14 protein-coding genes, 1 tRNA gene, 5 pseudogenes and 1 riboswitch are annotated in these 20,648 nt (G+C 40.9%); of the genes and pseudogenes, 17 read left to right on the plus strand and 3 right to left on the minus strand.

The window, feature by feature from the left end:
* Positions 1-20: 20 nt before the first annotated feature.
* Positions 21-416 carry a large conductance mechanosensitive channel protein MscL gene (gene mscL / locus EKC99_RS08695; RefSeq protein ID WP_163151459.1) on the minus strand — a complete coding sequence of 132 codons (396 nt, stop codon included), beginning with the start codon at positions 414-416 and terminating at the stop codon, positions 21-23.
* Between the two features lie 124 nt (positions 417-540).
* On the opposite strand from mscL, the gene EKC99_RS08700 reads away from it, so the two are divergent.
* From EKC99_RS08700 to metC, 3 genes are all read left to right on the plus strand, one after another.
* Positions 541-1,020, plus strand: a complete 480-nt coding sequence (locus EKC99_RS08700; RefSeq protein ID WP_163151461.1) for a cupin domain-containing protein — start codon at positions 541-543, stop codon at positions 1,018-1,020.
* A 91-nt stretch (positions 1,021-1,111) separates the two neighbouring features.
* Positions 1,112-1,219, plus strand: a riboswitch (SAM riboswitch).
* A gap of 72 nt (positions 1,220-1,291) precedes the next feature.
* Positions 1,292-2,395 carry a methionine biosynthesis PLP-dependent protein gene (locus tag EKC99_RS08705; protein WP_163151463.1) on the plus strand — a complete coding sequence of 368 codons (1,104 nt, stop codon included), beginning with the start codon at positions 1,292-1,294 and terminating at the stop codon, positions 2,393-2,395.
* Positions 2,396-2,398: 3 nt separating this feature from the next.
* On the plus strand, positions 2,399-3,538 hold the full coding sequence (gene metC, locus EKC99_RS08710) for a cystathionine beta-lyase (RefSeq protein WP_163151465.1): 1,140 nt from the start codon (positions 2,399-2,401) through the stop codon (positions 3,536-3,538).
* Between the two features lie 20 nt (positions 3,539-3,558).
* Here the strand turns inward: metC and EKC99_RS08715 are convergent, their stop codons facing one another.
* On the minus strand, positions 3,559-4,095 hold the full coding sequence (locus tag EKC99_RS08715; protein WP_163151467.1) for an HD domain-containing protein: 537 nt from the start codon (positions 4,093-4,095) through the stop codon (positions 3,559-3,561).
* 117 nt (positions 4,096-4,212) lie between these two features.
* On the opposite strand from EKC99_RS08715, the gene EKC99_RS08720 reads away from it, so the two are divergent.
* From EKC99_RS08720 to EKC99_RS08745, 6 genes and pseudogenes are all read left to right on the plus strand, one after another.
* A complete protein-coding gene (locus EKC99_RS08720) occupies positions 4,213-4,845 on the plus strand; it encodes a hypothetical protein (protein WP_163151469.1) in 633 nt (210 codons plus the stop codon).
* 102 nt (positions 4,846-4,947) lie between these two features.
* A tRNA-Val gene (locus EKC99_RS08725) sits at positions 4,948-5,020 on the plus strand.
* Positions 5,021-5,166: 146 nt separating this feature from the next.
* Positions 5,167-5,994, plus strand: a complete 828-nt coding sequence (locus EKC99_RS08730) for an RpnC/YadD family protein (protein WP_163151471.1) — start codon at positions 5,167-5,169, stop codon at positions 5,992-5,994.
* 262 nt (positions 5,995-6,256) lie between these two features.
* Positions 6,257-7,741 (plus strand): type I restriction-modification system subunit M, encoded by a 1,485-nt coding sequence (locus EKC99_RS08735; RefSeq protein ID WP_163151473.1) that lies wholly within the window; start codon positions 6,257-6,259, stop codon positions 7,739-7,741.
* Positions 7,731-8,984 carry a restriction endonuclease subunit S gene (locus EKC99_RS08740; protein ID WP_052135726.1) on the plus strand — a complete coding sequence of 418 codons (1,254 nt, stop codon included), beginning with the start codon at positions 7,731-7,733 and terminating at the stop codon, positions 8,982-8,984. Before EKC99_RS08735 ends, EKC99_RS08740 begins: the two co-directional genes overlap by 11 nt.
* Positions 8,981-11,934: pseudogene (locus EKC99_RS08745) on the plus strand (type I restriction endonuclease subunit R). The gene EKC99_RS08740 and the pseudogene EKC99_RS08745 overlap by 4 nt, the downstream one beginning before the upstream one ends.
* A 42-nt stretch (positions 11,935-11,976) precedes the next feature.
* Here the strand turns inward: EKC99_RS08745 and EKC99_RS08750 are convergent.
* The gene (locus EKC99_RS08750; protein ID WP_163151475.1) at positions 11,977-12,705 is read right to left on the minus strand and encodes a M48 family metallopeptidase; all 729 of its coding nucleotides are present in this window, start codon (positions 12,703-12,705) and stop codon (positions 11,977-11,979) included.
* A gap of 307 nt (positions 12,706-13,012) precedes the next feature.
* Between EKC99_RS08750 and EKC99_RS08755 the strand changes: the two genes are divergently transcribed.
* The 8 genes and pseudogenes from EKC99_RS08755 to EKC99_RS08790 form a co-directional block, all read left to right on the plus strand.
* Entirely contained in the window at positions 13,013-13,930 is a 918-nt protein-coding gene (locus EKC99_RS08755) for an Rpn family recombination-promoting nuclease/putative transposase (protein ID WP_163151476.1), read from the plus strand.
* 420 nt (positions 13,931-14,350) lie between these two features.
* Positions 14,351-14,728 carry an ArsR/SmtB family transcription factor gene (locus EKC99_RS08760; protein ID WP_163151478.1) on the plus strand — a complete coding sequence of 126 codons (378 nt, stop codon included), beginning with the start codon at positions 14,351-14,353 and terminating at the stop codon, positions 14,726-14,728.
* Positions 14,721-16,859: a heavy metal translocating P-type ATPase gene (locus EKC99_RS08765; protein ID WP_163151480.1), complete on the plus strand. Its 2,139-nt coding sequence runs from the start codon at positions 14,721-14,723 to the stop codon at positions 16,857-16,859. Before EKC99_RS08760 ends, EKC99_RS08765 begins: the two co-directional genes overlap by 8 nt.
* 162 nt (positions 16,860-17,021) lie before the next feature.
* A pseudogene (locus EKC99_RS08770) lies at positions 17,022-17,849 on the plus strand (transposase); the annotation flags it as partial.
* 26 nt (positions 17,850-17,875) lie between these two features.
* A pseudogene (locus EKC99_RS08775) lies at positions 17,876-18,334 on the plus strand (IS1595-like element ISBsu3 family transposase); the annotation flags it as partial.
* Between the two features lie 55 nt (positions 18,335-18,389).
* Positions 18,390-18,827, plus strand: a complete 438-nt coding sequence (locus EKC99_RS08780; RefSeq protein WP_128999919.1) for a GNAT family N-acetyltransferase — start codon at positions 18,390-18,392, stop codon at positions 18,825-18,827.
* A gap of 464 nt (positions 18,828-19,291) precedes the next feature.
* Positions 19,292-19,924, plus strand: a pseudogene (locus EKC99_RS08785) (DUF6444 domain-containing protein); the annotation flags it as partial.
* A gap of 355 nt (positions 19,925-20,279) precedes the next feature.
* A pseudogene (locus EKC99_RS08790) lies at positions 20,280-20,498 on the plus strand (MBL fold metallo-hydrolase); the annotation flags it as partial.
* Between the last annotated feature and the right edge of the window lie 150 nt (positions 20,499-20,648).

Consider the following 20,648-nt stretch of genomic DNA (forward strand, 5'->3'; position numbering starts at 1 on the left):
CCCCCAAAAAGCTCTGGGGGCTATGGTGTTTCTTTTTGTTGTTTTAATAAATCGCGAATTTCTGTGAGCAGTTGTTGTTCTTTTGTGATCGTTGGTGCGGTTTGTTTCGTTTCTTCTTGTTTTTTGATTCGTTCGGATAAGTTGTTCAGCAGTTTGACGAATAGAAAGATAGAAAAGGCAATGACTAAAAAGTCAACGACGGTTTGAATAAAAGACCCGTATTTGACTTCTGCTTCACCGACTTTCCAAGATAATCCGCTAAAATCGACGCCACCTAAAATGAGACCAACAAGCGGCATAATGATGTCATTCACGAGGGAAGAAACGATTTTTCCAAATGCTCCACCGATGATGACCCCAACAGCTAAGTCGATGACGTTCCCCCGCACAGCAAATTTCTTAAATTCGTTCCACATCGGCACGCCTCCTTTTTCCATACCTTAACATATATCCGTTCTATTTGTCGATTTTTGCATGTGAGGCGCATAGTCGGGCAGTTGTGCATAACATGGCGATGAATATGAAAAAAGAGGTGAGAACATGTATTACTATCCGAATGTTGTGTATATGCCTGTGTATCCATATCCGATTATGCCTTATCCGTTTCCGCGAGAATATACGAAAGATTACGGACCGAACCCGTTTGTCGTACAAATAGAAGAAGCGACGAAACGAAACAACATGTTCCGTACGACGTTATGGACGGGACCTCATTTGCAAGTGACATTGATGAGCCTTCGTGTCGGAGAGGATATCGGTTTAGAAATGCATCGGGGTGTTGATCAATTTTTACGTATTGAACAAGGAGAAGGGATTGTGCGGATGGGCAAAAAGAAAAACGAATTGACGTTTGAAAGACGCGTGACGGATGGCTCTGCCATTTTTGTGCCTGCAGGAACGTGGCATAATGTGATCAACATAGGGAACGTTCCGCTTAAGCTGTACTCCATTTATGCGCCGCCACAACATCCAGCCGGCACCGTCCATCCGACAAAAGCCGATGCTCTTGCGGCGGAATGAAAGTTTGTTACAAGAAAATAAAAAATAGTTGAAATTTTTTTGGAAATAAGGTACATTAGTTAAAAATCAGAAAATTCAATATGCGTGTGCATTCTTATCAAGAGAAGGGGAGGGACTGGCCCGATGAACCTTCAGCAACCAGCCGAAAGCGGTCAGGTGCTAAATCCAGCGAATTGGTGTTCAATTCGGAAGATAAGAAGAAGCGTTTGTCTATGGACAGAAAGCCTTCTTCTTAGAAGGCTTTTATTTTTTTGAGAAAGGGAGAGAGCGAATGAGTCATGTGGAAACAGTATTAGCGCAAATCGGTAATCGAAGCGAGACGACGACAGGAACAGTGAATCCACCTGTATATTTTTCAACAGCGTATCGGCATGAAGGGATCGGACAGTCGACGGGGTACGATTACATTCGGACAGGAAACCCGACGAGACACATCGTCGAGGAGGCGATTGCGCAGTTAGAGGAAGGGGATCAAGGGTTTGCATGTAGTTCAGGCATGGCGGCAATTCAAACGGTGTTTGCGCTTTTTGAAAGCGGGGATCATTTTCTCGTTTCGGCCGATTTATATGGCGGGACGTATCGGTTGTTTGAAAAAGGGTGGAGAAAATACGGGCTGTCGTTTACATACGTCGATTTTCGCGATGTAGATGCGGTAAAGGCGCATGTGACGGACAAAACGAAAGCGATTTTTTTAGAAACGCCGACCAATCCGCTCATGCAAGAGGCGGATATTGAAGCGGTCGCGGCGTTTGCGAAACAACATGGGCTGCTTCTTATCGTCGATAATACGTTTTACACACCTGTACTGCAAAAGCCATTAACGAAAGGGGCGGACATCGTCATTCATAGCGCAACGAAATATTTAGGCGGGCATAACGACGTGCTTGCGGGGCTCATTGTCGCAAAAGGAAAAGCGCTATGCGAGCAATTGGCGATGTATCATAACGCGATCGGAGCGGTGCTGTCTCCGTTTGATTCATGGTTGTTAATTCGCGGCATGAAAACGCTCGCGCTTCGCATGCGCCAACATGAACAAAATGCAAAAGCGATTTATGAATTTTTAGCACAACATGAAGACGTGACCGATGTGCTATATCCAGGGAGAGGTGGCATGTTGTCGTTTCGCGTGCGCGACGAACGGTGGGTGAATACCTTTTTACGAAGCTTAAAGCTTATTACGTTTGCGGAAAGTTTAGGCGGTGTCGAAAGTTTTATTACGTATCCAGCGACGCAAACGCATATGGATATTCCAGAGGACGTTCGTATCGCCAACGGGGTATGTAATCGACTGTTACGTTTTTCGGTCGGCATTGAACATCATGACGATTTAATTGCTGATTTAACACAAGCGTTTCAACGCATGAAAGAGGTGTAAAAAATGGATGTGCAAACGCAACTCGTTCATAATAAATGGCAGATCGATGCGCAAACGGGCGCGGTGAGCGTCCCGATTCATCATGCATCGACGTTTCATCAGTTTGATTTTGATACGTTTGGAAAATATGATTATAGCCGCACAGGCAATCCGACGCGCGAGGCGCTTGAAGAAACGATCGCGGAGCTGGAAGGAGGAGTGAGCGGCTTTGCGTTCGCATCAGGCATGGCGGCGATTTCAACGGCGTTTTTGTTGTTGTCAAAAGGGGATCATGTGTTAATTACAGATGACGTATATGGCGGAACGTATCGCATCATCACGGATGTATTAAGCCGATTTGGCATTGAATATACGTTTGTCGATATGACCGATTTAGATGCGGTAGCGCGCCATATTCGTCCGAATACGAAAGTGATTTATATGGAGACGCCGTCAAATCCGCTGCTGAAAATTACGGACATTCGCGGGGTTGTGAAGCTTGCGAAAGCGCACGGTTGTTTGACGTTTTTAGATAATACGTTCGCGACACCTTTATTGCAGCGTCCGCTCGATCTCGGCGTCGATGTCGTGCTCCATAGCGCGACGAAATTTTTAGCTGGCCATAGCGATGTCGTCGCTGGACTTGCGGTTGTGAAAGATGAGCGACTAGCGAAAGAGCTTCGGAAGTTGCAGTATGCGTTCGGTGCGGTGCTCGGCGTGCAAGATGCGTGGCTTGTGCTGCGCGGGCTAAAAACGCTTCACGTTCGGCTTGATTACGCTTCCCGTTCAGCGATGCAGCTCGCGCAGTTTTTACATCGCCATCCGAAAGTGGCGCACGTATATTATCCGGGGCTTTCGCATCACGAAGGGCACGTCATTCATCGCGATCAAGCGCGTGGGTTTGGCGCGGTGTTGTCGTTTGAATTGGAAAATGAACAAGCGGTGCGGACGTTTGTGAAATATGCGCATATTCCGGTATTTGCGGTTAGTTTAGGAGCGGTAGAGTCGATTTTATCTTATCCGGCAAAAATGTCGCATGCGGCGATGCCGAAAGCGGAACGCCTTCGTCGCGGCATTACGGACGGTTTGTTGCGCTTAAGTGTTGGATTAGAGGCGACCGATGATTTGCTTGCTGATGTGGAACAGGCGTTATCATATGTATAGGCTAGGCACATCGCCTAGCCTTAGCTAATTTGGTCGAGCGCATCACGCTTCATTTGCTGTTCGACCATGCGATCAAGTTGTTGAATTTTTTTCAAGGCGAGTTCGTCATCGATTTGGCGATAGTGATGTTTGCCGCCTGGTTCTTCATCTGCTTCATCGGCAAGTTTAACGATCGTCTGAAGCGGTTTTCGTTTTAGCTCTCCTTCTGGAAGATACGAATCGGTATGAAGCAAAATGGCGAGGGCGATTTCTTTCGCATGTTGAGGATGTTCACCGAGTCGAATAAGCAATTTGTGCGCTCGCTCCGCCCCTTTAATCGCATGAATGTCGTTTTGTTTATATGTTTCATAGTCCCACGTTCCATTAGAGTACCATTCATAATGCCCAATATCATGAAGCAGTGCCGCTTTTGTCGCTAAATCGACATTGACTCCATATTGCAAGGCAAGGCGATACGCATGATATGCGGTAGCGATGGCGTGTGCGACGCCTGAACGTTTTAAATATTTTTGGGTGATGGGGTGAAGGAAGATGTCAGTTAATGTGACACGTCTCATCGTGCATGCCCCCTTTTTTGTTTTTCTAATTATCATACCATGTCTTATTTAAGAAAGGCAATACATATTTTTTCTGTTTTTCTTTCATACTAAGTGAAAAAAGTATGGAGGATACGTATGTTTTTATCATTGTTATTATCAGTTATGACGGCGCTTTCGTTCAATGGCCATGCTTGTACGAAAAAATTAGAGGAAGCAAACGTGCAACTATGCGGCAAAGAAGATGGAGATTGGGTGCGTCATTTTACGCTTCACGTCGGAAAAGCGACGTATGCTTTTCCGGAATGGGAACATATCCATGACCCGAAAGCGACTCCGCAATTGTATTCTGTTGATGTGACGGACGATGGAAAGGAAGATGTCGTCGTTTTTCTCGTGAAAGCACGCGGCAACGGCACGTATAAAAACGAAGTGCACGTATTTGCCCATCGTGAAAACGGCATAGAAGAAATGATCGTCGAAGATCCGCGCACCGTCGTTTTAAAAAGCATGAAAATGAAAGAGACAGACGAAGGAACGGAGATCATCATTGATCACGTTCACGCGTTCATTCCGTACGCGCGCGAAGGGCAAAAAGGGGTAAAAACGACATTCGACCGCTTTTTAAAATATGCGCTCGATAAACAAAAGCTGAAAGCCGTATTACTTCTCGAACGAAAAAAAGGGGAATACATCGGCAGTTTAATTATCACATACGAATATAAAGATGGCTTTTTCCAAGGCACTCACATCGACTTTATCCGCCATTAGCCATTGCCTAGGCAATGGCTAAAAAATTTTTTAAAAAAGTATTTGACAATGTGAGAGAAGGTAAGTATAATGAAAAATGTGTTCGATAGGACAACAACATACGATTCCGTAGCTCAGCTGGGAGAGCGCCACCTTGACAGGGTGGAGGTCGCTGGTTCGAGCCCAGTCGGAATCATCACAACCCCGAGTTCTTTTAGAGAGCTCGGGGTTTTTCGTTGTATTCAGCATCTTCTTCCGACTGACGCAAATGTTTTCGTATGCAGGAAAATAGTCGATGTTGTCGAATAAAAACATCGAAACGATTGTATGCGAGGTGACTATATGTCCATTGACCACGATCGTCTGTTTAAAGAGTTGATCCAAACGTTTTTTGAGGAATTTATTGTTCTCTTTTTCCCAGCCATGCACGAGCATATCGATTTTCGCCACGTCTCGTTTTTATCGGAGGAGCTGTTTACCGATGTGACGGCAGGCGAGAAGTACCGTGTCGATTTGCTTGTCGAAACGAAGCTGAAAGGGGAAGACGGGTTAGTGATCGTGCATATCGAAAACCAAAGCTACGTCCAACCATCGTTTCCTGAACGAATGTTTATTTATTTTAGCCGCTTGTTAGAAAAGTACCGCAAACCCATCGTACCTATTGCTGTATTTAGCTACGATACGATCCGCGACGAACCAGCGACATTTACCCTCCAATTTCCTTTTGGCCACGTGCTTGACTTTCGTTTTTTCACTTTGGAACTTCGTAAACAAAACTGGCGAAACTACATTCGTCAAGACAATCCAATCGCTGCTGCACTGTTAAGCAAAATGGGATATACTGAAAGTGAACGAGTAGAACTGAAAAAACAATTTTTACGCATGCTTGTCCGATTGGAATTAGACGAAGCGAAACAACGATTATTGTTTGGCTTTTTTGAAACATGTGTGAAACGATCAGATGAAGAAGAACGAAAACCGCGAAGCGAGGTGAATGAAATGGAGACGAAAGAAAAAGAACAAGTGTTGGAACTCATGATTTCGTATGAACGACAAGGCATGAAGCATCTTGTGCAAACGATGGCGAGAAAAGGAATGAGCGTCAAAGATATTGCAAACGTCACAGACCTTACGGAAGAAGAAATACAGAAGTTGTTAGAGAAGGAATAAGTAATTTGTTCATCATTTCACAGCTGCCGTCGGCCTCCAATCTTGCAAAAACTCCGGGGGATCGACGACAAATGTACCAATCCATAAAGATGATGGACTAAACTTAACCCCAGCTATGTTCAGATAGCTAGGGTTTCATATGGGCATATGAGACATGATGTTCTTATTCATTGTTGTCAAATGACAGTAGTTTACAATAGGAATTTTTGTTATGATTAAAGTTGGAAGAGATGAAAGAACAAGAAAAAATGGAGGCATCACGATGAGCAAGTTAACGCTACAAGAACTTGAATCTCATTTATGGGAATCAGCGAATATATTGCGTGGTAGTATTGATTCGTCAGACTATAAAAACTATATTTTTGGAATGTTGTTTTTAAAACGATTAAATGATGTATTTGTGGAAACCGCTGAGCGGATTGAAAGGGAAGAAGGAGAAGATTACGGTTGGTATGATCGCGACGAACACCAATTTTTCGTACCTGAAAAAGCACGTTGGAGTTATATTCAATCCCATTCCCAAGACGTGGGGGCGGTTATTAATAAAGCCTTTGAACTATTGGAAGATGAAAACCCTTCCCTACAAGGGGTATTAGCGAATATTGACTTTAACGATAAAGAAAAATTATCCGATAAAACGATTCTTCAATTAGTACAGCACTTCTCACAAATTGACTTACGTAACGAAAACTTGTCGGAACCTGATATCCTTGGTCGTGCGTATGAGTATCTCATCAAACAATTTGCTGACGATGCAGGAAAAAAAGGTGGCGAGTTTTATACGCCAAGCCAAGTCGTTAAATTAATTGTCAAACTGATTAAACCTGAAGAAGGTATGCGTGTATGCGATCCAACCGCAGGGTCTGGTGGAATGCTCATTCAATCGGTCGACTACATAAAAGAAAAAGGCGGCAATCCACGCAACATTACATTGCACGGACAAGAGAAAAACTTAAATACGTGGGCCATTTGTAAAATGAACTTGTTGCTTCACGGCTTGAGTGACCATGAAATTAAAAAAGGCGATACGATTCGTGAACCGAAACTATTAGACGAAAACGGCGAGCTTCTATTATATGATCGCGTCATCGCCAATCCGCCGTTTAGCTTGAAAAACTGGGGACGTGAAGAAGCAGAAGCAGATGAATTTAACCGTTTCCGCTTTGGTTTACCGCCAAAAAACGCAGGAGACTATGCGTTTATTCAGCATATGATCGCCACGCTCAATGATGAAGGAAAAGCGGGAGTCGTTATGCCGCATGGCGTTCTTTTCCGCGGCGGAGCAGAAGGGAAAATCCGTCAAGGCATTTTAGAAGAAGATTTAATCGAAGCGATTATCGGTTTACCAGCAAACCTTTTCTACGGAACAGGCATTCCAGCTTGTATTCTTATCATCAACAAAAACAAAGAAGAGCATAAAAAAGGAAAGGTTCTTTTCATTGACGCATCACACGATTATCAAGAAGGAAAAAATCAAAACGTTCTTCGTGATGAAGACATTGAAAAAATCGTCAGCACATACGATGCATGGAAAGATGTGGAGAAATACAGTCGTGTCGTGACACTTGAAGAAATAAAAGAAAACGACTACAACTTAAACATTGCCCGCTACATTGACACAACCGAAGAAGAAGAACAAATCGATGTGGCAGAAGCCCTTCGCCAACTTCGCCAACTCGAACAAGAGCGGGAAGAAATTGAAAAGGTGATGTATGGATATTTGAAGGAGTTGGGGTATGATGGGTGAATTGAATTGGAGACGTGTGAAATTAGGTGAAATTTCAGATATTTTAATAGGCGGTACTCCTTCGAGAAAGAAAGGGGAATATTGGGATAAGGATCTGAAAACTGATAATCTTTGGGTTTCAATTTCTGATTTACAAAGTAAATACATTCAAAACACTAAAGAACGGATTACCGATGAAGGGATACGAAACTCAAACGTAAAGTTATTGCCAGAAAATACTGTAATAATGAGTTTTAAGCTCACAGTTGGAAAAGTTGCTATTACTAAAAGACGATTATATACAAATGAGGCGATTGCTGGTTTCTTGCCAAAACAACAGAATACGTTTTCTAGTGAATATTTGTATTATGCTTTAAGTAATTTAGATTACAAAGATTCTTTAGATGTTGCTGTTAAAGGACAGACATTGAATAAAGAGAAATTAAAAAATTTAATTATAATGTTACCCTCTCTTTCCGAACAACGCAAAATCGCAGCGATTCTTTCTTCTGTTGATGAAGCGATTGAGAAAACCGAAGTGATCATCGAGCAAACAGAAAAAGTGAAAAAAGGGCTTATGCAACAGTTGCTGACAAAGGGAATCGGACATACGAAATTTAAAAAGACGGAGATTGGGGAGATTCCTGAAGAGTGGGAAGTGTTAAAGATACAGGATTTTGCATTAAAAGTTACGGATGGAGAGCATAAAACCCCTAAGCGTACAGAATTTGGAGAACTCCTCTTATCAGCACGAAATATCAGAAATAATATGCTCGATTTGTCCAATGTTGATTACGTCTCTCAAGAGGAGTTGGAAAAAATAACAAAAAGATGTAACCCTGAAGAGGGAGATATCCTTATTTCTTGTTCTGGTACTATAGGAAGAGTATGTGTTGTACCGAAGGGAACGAAGTTTGGTTTAGTACGAAGTGTTGCATTAGTAAAGATAGATAAAAACACTACAAATTCAAAATTTTTGATGTATGCACTCCAGTCTCCAAATCTTCAAAAACAAATGATGTTAAATCAAAGCCAGTTAGCTCAAGCCAACTTGTTTCTGCGAGATATAAATAATCTTAAAGTACCGTTTCCATCGCTTGAAGAGCAAGAAAAAATCGCAAAAATAATTGAAACATTTGATTTAAAGCTTACGTTTGAAACTCAGAGATATCATGAACTTAATAAAATCAAAAAATCCCTAATGCAAACCCTACTCACAGGCAAAGTCCGTGTGAAAGTCGATGATGAGGTGATGTCGCAGTGACCGCCGCAAGTGAATGGAATGAGTTAAATCTTGTAGAAAAACGTTTGATCGAGCAGCTTCAAGAGTTGGGCTATGAGCATGTCACAGGCTCAGCTCTTGAGTCTGAACGTGATTCGTTGAGCGAAGTCATTTTGAAGGAACGGTTAAGGAAAGCGATTCAGCGGTTAAATCCATGGATTGATGACAACAATCTTGCTCGCATGATTTACAATCTAACTCACATCGAAGCAACAGGATTAATGCAAGCGAATGAAAAGTTTCATGAAATGCTTGTGAACTACATTTCGATTCAACAAGATTTAGGAAAAGGGAAAAAAAATCAAACGGTGAAACTCATTGATTTTGATAACCCTTATAACAATGAATTTCTTGTCGTTGACCAGTTCCGCATTCAAAATGCAAGAGGCACGATTCGTCCTGACGTTGTAATTTTTGTGAACGGATTGCCTTTAGTCGTTGTCGAATGTAAAAGTCCAACGTTACAAGAAGATACGCAAATTTCAAAAGCAGTTAATCAATTACGACGTTATCAAGAAACTCATGAGCAGCTGTTCTACTATAACCAATTTATGATTGCGACAAGTAATTATCGTGCAAAAGCAGGAACAATTGGTGCAAAAGTGCAACATTACGGCGAGTGGAAAGATCCGTATCCAAGAACGGTGCCTGAACTTGGTGACTCACCTACGAAACAAGATATTTTAGTTGCAGGAATGTTATCGAAAGAAAACTTGCTTGACTTGATTCAAAACTTCATTGTCTTTGAAGTTGATGGTGGACGGGTCGTTAAAAAGATTGCTCGTTATCAACAATTCCGTGCGGTCAATAAAGCGATTCAGCGCATTTTACATGCAAAAACACCAAAAGATCGCGGCGGGGTGATTTGGCATACACAAGGTTCAGGTAAATCATTGACGATGTTATATTTAGCCGTCAAACTGCGACGAATCAAAGAGTTGCAAAACCCGACGATCGTCGTTGTGACTGATCGGAAAGACTTGGATGATCAAATTACAAAAACATTCCGTAAATGCGGTTTCCCGAATCCGCAACAAGCGGAAAGCGTCAAAGACTTGAAAAGGTTATTACAACAAGGCCCTGGTTCAACGATTATGACGCTTGTGCAAAAGTTCCAACCAGACAAGGAGCAAGACGAGTATCCAGAACTTTCAAGGTCGGAAAATATTTTTGTGTTAGTCGACGAGTCGCACCGTACGCAATATAAAGGTCTAGCGATGAACATGCGGAAAGGCTTACCGAATGCATGTTACCTTGGATTTACAGGAACACCGATCGATAAAGAAGATAAAAGTACAACACGAACGTTTGGCTCGTATTTGATAAATATACGATTGAACAAGCGGTCGATGATGGGGCAACCGTTCCGATTTTCTATGAAGCGCGAATGGTCAACCTTCATTTGCAAGGCGATTCACTAGATCGCTTATTTGACCGTAAATTTAGCGAATATAGCGAAGAAGATCGTGAGCGAATAAAAAAGAAATATGCCAAAGAAGAAGCCATCTTAGCCGCTCCGAGCCGCATTGAACAAATTGCTTTAGATATTGTGGAACATTTTGAAAATTATATTTTGCCAAACGGTTTTAAAGCACAAGTGGTGGCGGTGAATCGCGAAGCAGCAGCGATTTATAAACGAAAACTAGATGAACTCATTAATGGAAAATATGAAACCGCATTAATTATTTCAACAGGGTCTGAAGACAAAAATAATGAACTACTAAAAGATTACTCCTTATCTCGTGAGGAAGAAAAACAATTAATTGAACGCTTCAAAAAGCCATTTGAAGAAGATAAACTGGCGATTTTAATTGTTTGCGATAAACTTCTTACAGGCTTTGACGCACCAATCGAACAAGTGATGTACTTAGATAAACCGTTAAAAGAGCATAACCTACTTCAGGCAATCGCTCGTACAAATCGTACGTATGAAGGAAAAACGTATGGACTGATTGTCGATTACTTTGGGGTATCCAAATTCTTGGAGAAAGCCCTAGCGATTTTCTCTAAACAAGATATTCAAGGGGCGTTACTGCCGATTGAAAGTGAATTACCGAAATTGAAACAAGCCCACCGAAAAGCGATGAGCTTTTTCGATTATATTAATCGAAGCGATGCAGATGCTTGTGTTCAAGTATTAGAGCCTGAAGATGTGCGGCATGAATTTGAAAAAGCGTTTAAAGAGTTTTCGAAGCGAATGGATATGATTTTACCGAACCGCGAAGCTTCTCCATATGTCGAAGACTTAACGTTTTTAGGAAAAGTTCGGCAAATGGCAAAAACGTTATATCGTGATGAGCAAATGGATATTTCCGGGTGTGGCGAGAAGGTGAAACAATTAATTGCTGAGCATTTATATGCACAGTCTGTCGAAATCATCCATGAACCAATTGATATTTTGTCGAATAAGTTTGATGAGCGGTTGGAAAAAGCTCCTTCAAAAGAGGCGCAAGCAGCGGAAATGGAACATGCGATTCGTCATGAAATTAAAGTGAAGCTGGAAGAAAACCCTGTGTACTATACATCTTTAAAAGAAAAACTCGAGCAACTCATCGAAGCAAGACGAAAAAAAATGATGGACATTGCGGAATTGGTAGACAAGCTACGCAACATGGTCAACGATATGAGAAATGTCAACCAACAAGCGCAAAATCTTGGCTTTACACGCGAGCAATATCCGTTTTATCAACTGTTCCAACAGCTTCTTCCAGACGAAGAACATAAAGATACGATCGATGCGTTGACGCATCTTGTAACAGACATTATTGCCGAGGAAAGTCAAGTGATTGATTGGGTAAATAAAGAAGATGTCAAACGGGAAATGAGGAAGAAGATTAAGAAGCAGTTGCGGGCAAGCGTCATCCCGAAAGATCAGTTAGAAAACGTCACGCAACAAATTATGTCGTTAGCGATGGTTCATTATAAACGATAAACGTATGAAAGCCTCCTACCAATCTAGGGAGGCTTTCGTCATTTATAAAGTTAAGGTTGGGCCATTGACACGCAACCATTCTTTTCTTTGCTCATAGTCCGACATGACACATTGAATAAAATGCCAAAAATCATTCGAGTGATTTGGATATTTCAGATGTGCTAATTCATGCACTAATAAATAATCGATAATCGGCACGGGTGCCATCATAATTCTCCAGTTTAAATATATCGCTCCTTCGTTCGTACATGTTCCCCAGCGCATTTTTTGTTCTTTTAATTTCATTTTTGTGGGGGTTACTCCCATTTTAGGGCAATACACGTTTAACCGTTCTTGTAGTTTTATTTCTCCGTGTAAAATGTACCAATGTTTGAATGCTTGTTGGAAAAATGAGATTCTTTCTTTTTCTGTGATATGGGGTGGCACCGTGGCAATAAATTTCCCTTGTTTAAACATAAGAGTTGGCTTTGTTACTTCTTCGCTTTTATATACTTTTAACCGATATTTACGCCCTAAGTATGCAAATTTTTCTCCGCTTACGAACTCTTTCGGAGTAGGGGGATGAGAAATTTGATTTAACGCTTGCCATTTATCAATAATCCATCCGGCTTTTTTATAAAGAATGGAATGTAATTGTGAATCCTCGATCCCCTCAGGAGCGACTACCTTCACTCCCTCTAGCCATTCAACTGATATCGTCACATCCTGCTTTTCTGGCTTATACTCTATTGCATAATCTATCGTTGTTTTGCCGTATTGAAAGCTAGGCATAGAAATACTGACTCCTTCGTTCCTTTAATTGTCTTTCATTTTAACTTTGGGAAAGCAAAAGGTCAATCGGTAAACGATGAATTTGAAAAATGGTAACTATTCAGCCACATGATCAAGTGGGCTGAATTTAATCACTCTCTCCCTTTAAAAATTAAATTTTCAACCTAAAAAACGGTTCATCCTCCCACTTTTTTACCCCCATTTGTCATAAAAATTTTCCGCAAAATTCAATTTTCTACTTTTGCATTTCCCTTATTTCCCGATTTTAATCAAATTGTTCCTTATATTCTACGAAAGGATGATCTGTATGCAATACCTCGATTTAAAAATGGATTTTATGTTTAAACAACTGTTCGGCCACCCAAGCAGAAAGTCAATCACGATGGCGTTTTTAAATGCGTTGCTACATCGGACTGGAGATGATCGCATCATCGACGTACAGTTTGAAAACACCGAACTAACGAAAGAAACAGAAGACGGTAAGACTGGACGGTTAGATGTCATCGTTCGCACAAACCGCAGCGAGCGCATTCATGTTGAAATTCAAATCATCCCACAATACGGTATGCCCGAACGGCTATTGTATTACTGGGCAAGGTTGTTTTCATCTTCACTATCGAAAGGAGAACGGTACGACATCCTCCCTCCAACGATTATGATCGCCATCTTAAATTATCCCCTTTTCCCACATGAAACAGATCGCTTCCATACCGTTTTTCACATTCGTGAAGACGAAGAACAGTTTCTTTGGAGCCATCACCTTGAATTTCATGTACTCGACTTGTCACAATTTATGGTAAAATGGAAGAAATATCGGAGAGAAGTGAAACAGTCACCGGAATGGCCATGGCTAACGATGTTGTCGGCTGTCGATGGACGAACGAAAAAAATGGATGAAGAGATGTTTCGTGAATTGGAGGGAATCGCCATGACAGAACAAGACATTTTAGAAGCGCTAGAAGAATGGCAAAACTTAAGCGTCGACCCCGAAAACCGTTACGCGTACGAAATGCGGCTGAAATGGCTCCTTGATCAACTCTCAAACATTCGCGGCAGTCGGGAAGAAGGATTGAAAGAAGGATTGAAAAAAGGCTTAGAACAAGGTCGAGAAGAAGGGAAAAATGAAACGATTCGAAAAATGGTCGAAAAAGGAATGAGTATAACAGACGTTGCCCATATTCTCGACATGACAGAGGAGGAAGTACGGGAACGGTTGGGAGATTAGCGAACGGTGTCATCAAACGGTGCCAGGCACTGTTGTTCAAAGAAACGTTCGCGCAGTCGTTTTGCATCGCAAGAAGCATCGTTTCCACACTGACGAAACACGAAAAAAACGTGTGGGATTCGTTATGTCTTCTGTTGACAGGCGAAACGCTCGATCGTGTTCTTTCTACCACTTAGGGCATTTTCTATTACGGGGATGCCCTATTTGTGTTGCGCTTCTTTACATACTACTATCGGAGTGAATAGTTACAATAGAATTTTTTGATGTAGCTAATTAAATGAATCGCACGGTAAATATTGGGTTGATTTTTTTAAATTCCATTCTTTTTTTGTTTTTAATTCAAATAAATATTTGAATAATAAAAGAAATGGGGGTATAATATATTCAAACGGAAATTTGAATATGAAAGGGGGATAATGAATGAGTAAGAAAGATACATGTGAAATTTATTGTTATGACGAAGAAAAAGTCAATCGAATACAAGGGGAATTGCAAAAAGAAGATATATCCAGTGTTGTCCTGTTGTTTAAAGCACTGGCAGATGAAAATAGGGCAAAAATTGTCTATTCACTTTGCCAAGATGAAGAGTTATGTGTATGTGATATTGCTAATATCATCGGGGCTTCTGTTGCAACAACTTCCCATCATTTACGCACCCTTTATAAACAAGGGATTGTAAAGTATCGAAAAGAAGGAAAGCTAGCATTTTATTCGCTGGATGATGACCATATTAAGCAGTTAATCATGATTGCGTTAGTACATGATAAACATGATAAAGAGGTGAAAGTCCGTGTCTGAACAACAAGCAAAATTATCTAAATCAGAAGCGAAAACCTACCGTGTTCAAGGATTTACTTGTGCAAACTGTGCGGCAAAGTTTGAAAATAATGTAAAATCATTGCCAGGTGTTCAAGATGCTAAAGTAAACTTTGGAGCGTCTAAAATTACCGTTTGGGGTACAACAACCATCGAAGAATTAGAAAAAGCAGGAGCTTTTGAAAACTTAAAGGTTCGGGAAGATAAAGAAAAAGCAGTCAAGCGTGAACCTTTTTGGAAGCAAAAAGAGAACATTAAAGTGTATATTTCCGTCGTTTTGCTTGTGATTAGTTGGTTTTTAGGGAAGCAATACGGAGAAGAGCATATCTTTGCGGCAATTGGATATGCTGCAGCAATTTTAATCGGTGGATATTCGTTATTTATAAAAGGTTTCAAAAACCTAGTTCGATTGAATTTTGATATGAATACGCTGATGACAGTGGCGATTTTAGGAGCTGCAGCGATTGGTGAATGGGGAGAAGGTGCAACGGTTGTTATTCTATTCGCCATTAGCGAAGCCTTAGAGCGTTATTCCATGGATAAAGCTCGTCAATCCATTGAATCGTTGATGGATATTGCTCCAAAAGAAGCATTAATTCGTCGCGGAAATGAAGAAATGATGGTCCCTGTTGACGATATTCAAGTCGGAGATATTATGATCGTAAAGCCTGGTCAGAAATTAGCGATGGATGGAATCGTCATCAAGGGTACATCTACGCTAAATCAGGCTGCCATTACAGGGGAAAGTGTTCCCGTAGCGAAAACAGTCGGTGATGAAGTCTTTGCAGGAACATTGAATGAAGAAGGTTTATTGGAAGTAAAAGTGACAAAACGAGTGGAAGATACAACCCTTTCGAAAATCATCCATTTAGTGGAAGAAGCTCAAGCAGAACGAGCGCCTTCTCAAGCATTTGTGGATCGTTTTGCCAAATACTATACACCAGCCATTATCATTTTTGCTCTTTTACTAGCCGTTATTCCGCCATTATTTATGGGTGCCGATTGGAGCGAATGGATTTATCGAGGTCTAGCTGTATTAGTGGTTGGTTGTCCGTGTGCGTTGGTTATTTCCACGCCTGTTTCGATTGTAACTGCCATTGGAAATGCAGCGAAAAACGGTGTGTTAATTAAAGGTGGTATTTATTTAGAGGAAGCAGGAAACTTAAAAGTGATTGCTTTTGATAAAACAGGAACATTAACAAAAGGTATTCCTTCCGTCACCGATGTAGTCACTTATAATGGCAATGAAAATGAACTAATGACCATTACAGCAGCCATTGAAAAAGGCTCACAACATCCACTTGCTTCCGCCATTATAAGAAAAGCAGAAGAAGATGGATTGAATTTTAATGATGTATCGGTTGAAGAATTCCAATCCATTACAGGTAAAGGGGTCAAAGCCAAAGTAAATAACGCAATGTATTATGTCGGAAGTCCAGGTCTTTTTGAAGAACTTCTTCCAAATGGCATCCAATCAGAAATAAAAGAACAAATTACAACCCTTCAAACACAAGGGAAAACGGTCATGGTATTAGGGACGGAAAAAGAAATTCTGGCGTTAATTGCCGTGGCAGACGAAATAAGAGAATCATCCAAAGAGGTTATTCGAAAACTTCATCAAGTCGGTATTGAAAAAACGGTAATGTTGACAGGGGATAACCAAAGAACAGCCGAAGCCATCGGAAAACAAGTCGGCGTTTCCGATATTAAAGCCGATTTACTTCCAGAAGATAAACTGAATTTCATTAAAGAGCTTCGTGACAAGCATCAAAGCGTGGCGATGGTTGGAGATGGTGTGAACGATGCACCAGCTCTTGCAGCTTCAACTGTTGGTGTGGCAATGGGTGGTGCTGGAACCGATACAGCCCTAGAAACAGCCGATATTGTCTTAATGTCTGATGATTTAAGCAAATTGCCATATACGATTAAATTGAGCCGCAAAGCTTTAGCGATTATTAAGCAAAACATTACTTTCTCTTTAGGGATTAAGGCATTGTCATTACTGTTAATTGTGCCTGGTTGGTTAACGTTATGGTTAGCGATATTTGCGGATATGGGAGCAACATTAATCGTAACATTAAACAGCATGCGATTGCTAAAAGTTAAAGAATAAGCTCTTCACCACAAGTTGTACTTGATCATTTAAGGTAGGTGTGCATAGAGGGTACAAAAAATGCGAATTTTCCTGTATGGTAAAGGTGACCAAACCGAACCATGGAGGGAAATTCGCATGTACTCTCAGTTTATCAAAGAACTCATCGATTGACCAGATGTTTTGATTCAAAAGGTGCGAAAAGAAGGGGAACGTTGGATTTTCGAACTTTCTCTACCCGAACAATGCCCGTTATGTCCTGTCTGCTTGAAGCGCACGATCAAAATGACAGACAAAAAGAAGCAATGGATGCATGGCTATGCTCAGCGAATCGGAATTTTTTGGATCGAACTTCCTGTCGAGCGCAGACGTTGTAGCACGTGTGGCGTGACGTTCAGCACGTCGTATCCAGCCATCTCTCCTCGAAGTGTGGCGACGGATGCGTTTCAGCGATGGGTCGCGCAATCTTGCATCGGAACATCCATTCAGGCGGTGGCTCGTATGCTCAAGCTTCCTTACACGACCGTTGAACGATGGTTTTATACCCATGCCCCTTCCTTCCTATCGAATGACGTCCAACCAAAGGCGGTTTGTGTCGATGAGTTTGCTTTTCGAAAAGGGCACGACTATGGAGTGGCGATCATGGATGCCGAAACGGGAGAAGTGTATGCCATTGAAGCAGGAAAGAACGAGGAAGCCATTGGGCGTGCATTGGCTCATGTGTCTCGTTCCGTTCAGTATGTCGTGAGTGACTTGGCTCCAGCGATGAAAAAAGTGATTCAACGGGTTTGCCCAGAGGCGACACATGTCGTCGACTATTTCCATGTCATTCAGCTGTTTACCGATGCGTTAGAACGATGTCGCAAATATTTGGGCAAAGGAGGCAAGAAACACGGAAATGTTCGTTCCGTTTGCCGTTTATTGAGCCAATGTCCAGAGAAATTAACAGAGGAAGAACGTCAAATCATACGAGAATGGTGTAATGAAAGTGGTGACTTAAAGTCTGTTCATTAAACGGTGCCAGGCACTGTTCGTAAGTATGTGTTCTTGTTGCAAGAGACCGTACAAAAGCAACCGTCTCCAAAGTATCTTGTATGGGGCGTATTGTAAAAACCAAAATTGAAACTATCATTGGTACTAAACTATCGTCTGACAATGTGCTTGTTACAGATGCTTGGAGAGCATACAAAACCTATGCAAAAGAAAAAGGATTAGAGCATTACTGAATCAAATCCGATGATGGAAAGCACGTTATAAAAGGCTTATATCACATTCAAAATGTCAACAGTTTTCATTCTCGGATGAAGAAGTGGATTGACCGTTTTAAAGGTGTGGCTACAAAATATCTTGATAATTACCTTGCTTGGTTCTTATTTGTAGATAGCCGCAGTAACGAAAATACCAAGCAACATATAAAAGAGCTTCTGCTTACATCATTTGTATTTGAAATGACAGAAACTTTTGAAAGTCTCCGTCTATCTAAGTTCAGTGCTTAAAAAGGTCATTAACGGGCAATCGGCTTATAAATACTGGGAGAGGAGAACTCAATTTATGGAAATTAGAAAACCAAACGATTCGGAATATAAAAAGATTTTATCACTTTCACCACAAGCATTATTCGAAGGTACATTAGGCGAAGCAAAACCGTCAGATGAAAAAGTCAAACAACTTATTGAACCATTATTGCAGAAAGGAAGCTATTATTTGATAGCAACTGAAGGCGATAATCTAATGGGTTGGATTCTTATAGGAACAAGTAAAGACCAATTTACTGAAAAGATATATGGATTTATTTATGAATTGTTTGTGTTAGAGGAATTTAGGGGAAATGGAATTGCAAAACAATTGATGGAAACTGGTATCGAACATCTTAAACAAGATGGATATTCAGAGGTTCGCTTAAGTGTATATGCAGGAAATCAAGCGATTAAACTATACGAAAAATTAGGATTCAAAAATAGAACCATTACAATGAGTATGAACATATAAAACAAACATCTTTATTGAATATCTAATAGACTGGTTTATTGAGAATTGGGGAACCAAAAGATGGTTCCCTAACATTTTATTGAAAAATCAACATTAAACATTAACAGAGCCTAAAATTAAGAAAAGGAAATGGAGGAATTTTCAAAGCAACTTTTTTAAGCTAACGGGGGCGATACTTCAAGAAGGGGTATCGCTTTTTCCTTATTGTGTTAACGGGGCAGTTTAGTTAAATAAGCTGAGGGTGTTGGTTATTGATTTAAAAGGAATTATTTAGTCCTTGTTGAATTTAATGATTGGAGATTAATGCTAGGAGTGAGGTGGAATGAACAAAAATCCGATAACATAAAAATTAATAAACAATATGGAGGTATTTGTAACTATTCAGCCACATCATAAAGTGAGCTGAATATTTTCTTCTTTCCTTGTCTATGATGTGAATACTGATAGACAAGGAGGTGAATCGCATGTTGACGGTACAACAAGCTGTATTTACAGTTGAGAGCTTAATCGGCAAAGTTCAACAACAAAAACAGCTCATTCATCAACTCGTTCAAGAAAATGAACATTTGCGTCACGAAAACAAACAACTACGCAAAGAAAATGAACAACTGAAGTACCGTGTTCAAGAGCTGGAAGCACGCACGAAAAAAAACAGCTCCAATAGCCATTTGCCCCCATCTTCTGACCGTTTTACCAACACACGTTCTTCTCGTCAACCATCTGGCAACAAGCCAGGCGGACAAGAAGGACATCAAGGAACGACGCTCCGTCAAGTGGAACATCCACATCATCGCATCGTTCATCGTGTGCATACGTGTCAAGGATGTGGGGCTTCTTTGCGTGAAGTCAAACCGTTCAAAGTCGATATCCGTCAAGTGTTTGATGTCCCTCCTGTGGCGATCGAGGTGACACAACATGAACGTGAAGTGAAATCGTGTCCACATTGTCGATGTGTTCAACAAGCCGAATTCCCATCCCATGTCACGAATCATATGCAGTACGGTCCACGGCTCACGGCGCTCGTTGTTTATTTACATCATATCCAATTGATCCCGTACAAGCGTTTAAGTGATACAATCGAAGCGTTGTTTCCACACTGACGAAACACGAAAAAAACGTGTGGGATTCGTTATGTCTTCTGTTGGCAGGCGAAACGCTCGATCGTGTTCTTTCTACCACTTAGGGCATTTTCTATTACGGGGATGTCCTATTTGTGTTGCGCTTCTTTACATACTACTATCGGGATGAATAGTTACGAGAACCGCTTAGTTAAACAAGGAAATTGAGTTGATTTGTAGAATAGATATTTTAACAGTAAGCAAATCGTAAGAGTACTGAATTTGAAAAGGATTCAAGTATTTATGGTATTCTCCAGCAACATTTTTCCTAAACCCATCATTGGCTAGAATGTTTGTTAAATATTGTCCAAAATAAAGAATTGGAGGAAAAAATGTGAAAAAGCCGATCGATTTAGGACATGGGGTTTCATTGATTGACGTTTATGATTTAGGAGTCGCACAACGAACAGGTACATACGTGCTTCATGAAGAAGAATTAACGATTATTGAAACAAGTGCAAGTCCGTCCATTCCGTATTTACTAAAAGGATTAGAAGCGTTAGGGCTTGAGGCAAAAAACATCAAAAACATTATTGTCACCCATATTCATCTTGTGCTATGGGAATTGTCGATTATTTACAAAAAAGATAACATCACGAACAAGCCTTACAGGAGAGGGAACGTCTGTTTTTAAACGATTTCCCGCTTCTTGATTTTTAGAATCAGAAGCAAAAATATGTAAAAAGAGACTGAAAAAAGTTAG

It is taken from the genome of Anoxybacillus sp. MB8, from assembly GCF_011006755.1.
GTDB lineage: Bacteria > Bacillota > Bacilli > Bacillales > Anoxybacillaceae > Anoxybacillus > Anoxybacillus gonensis.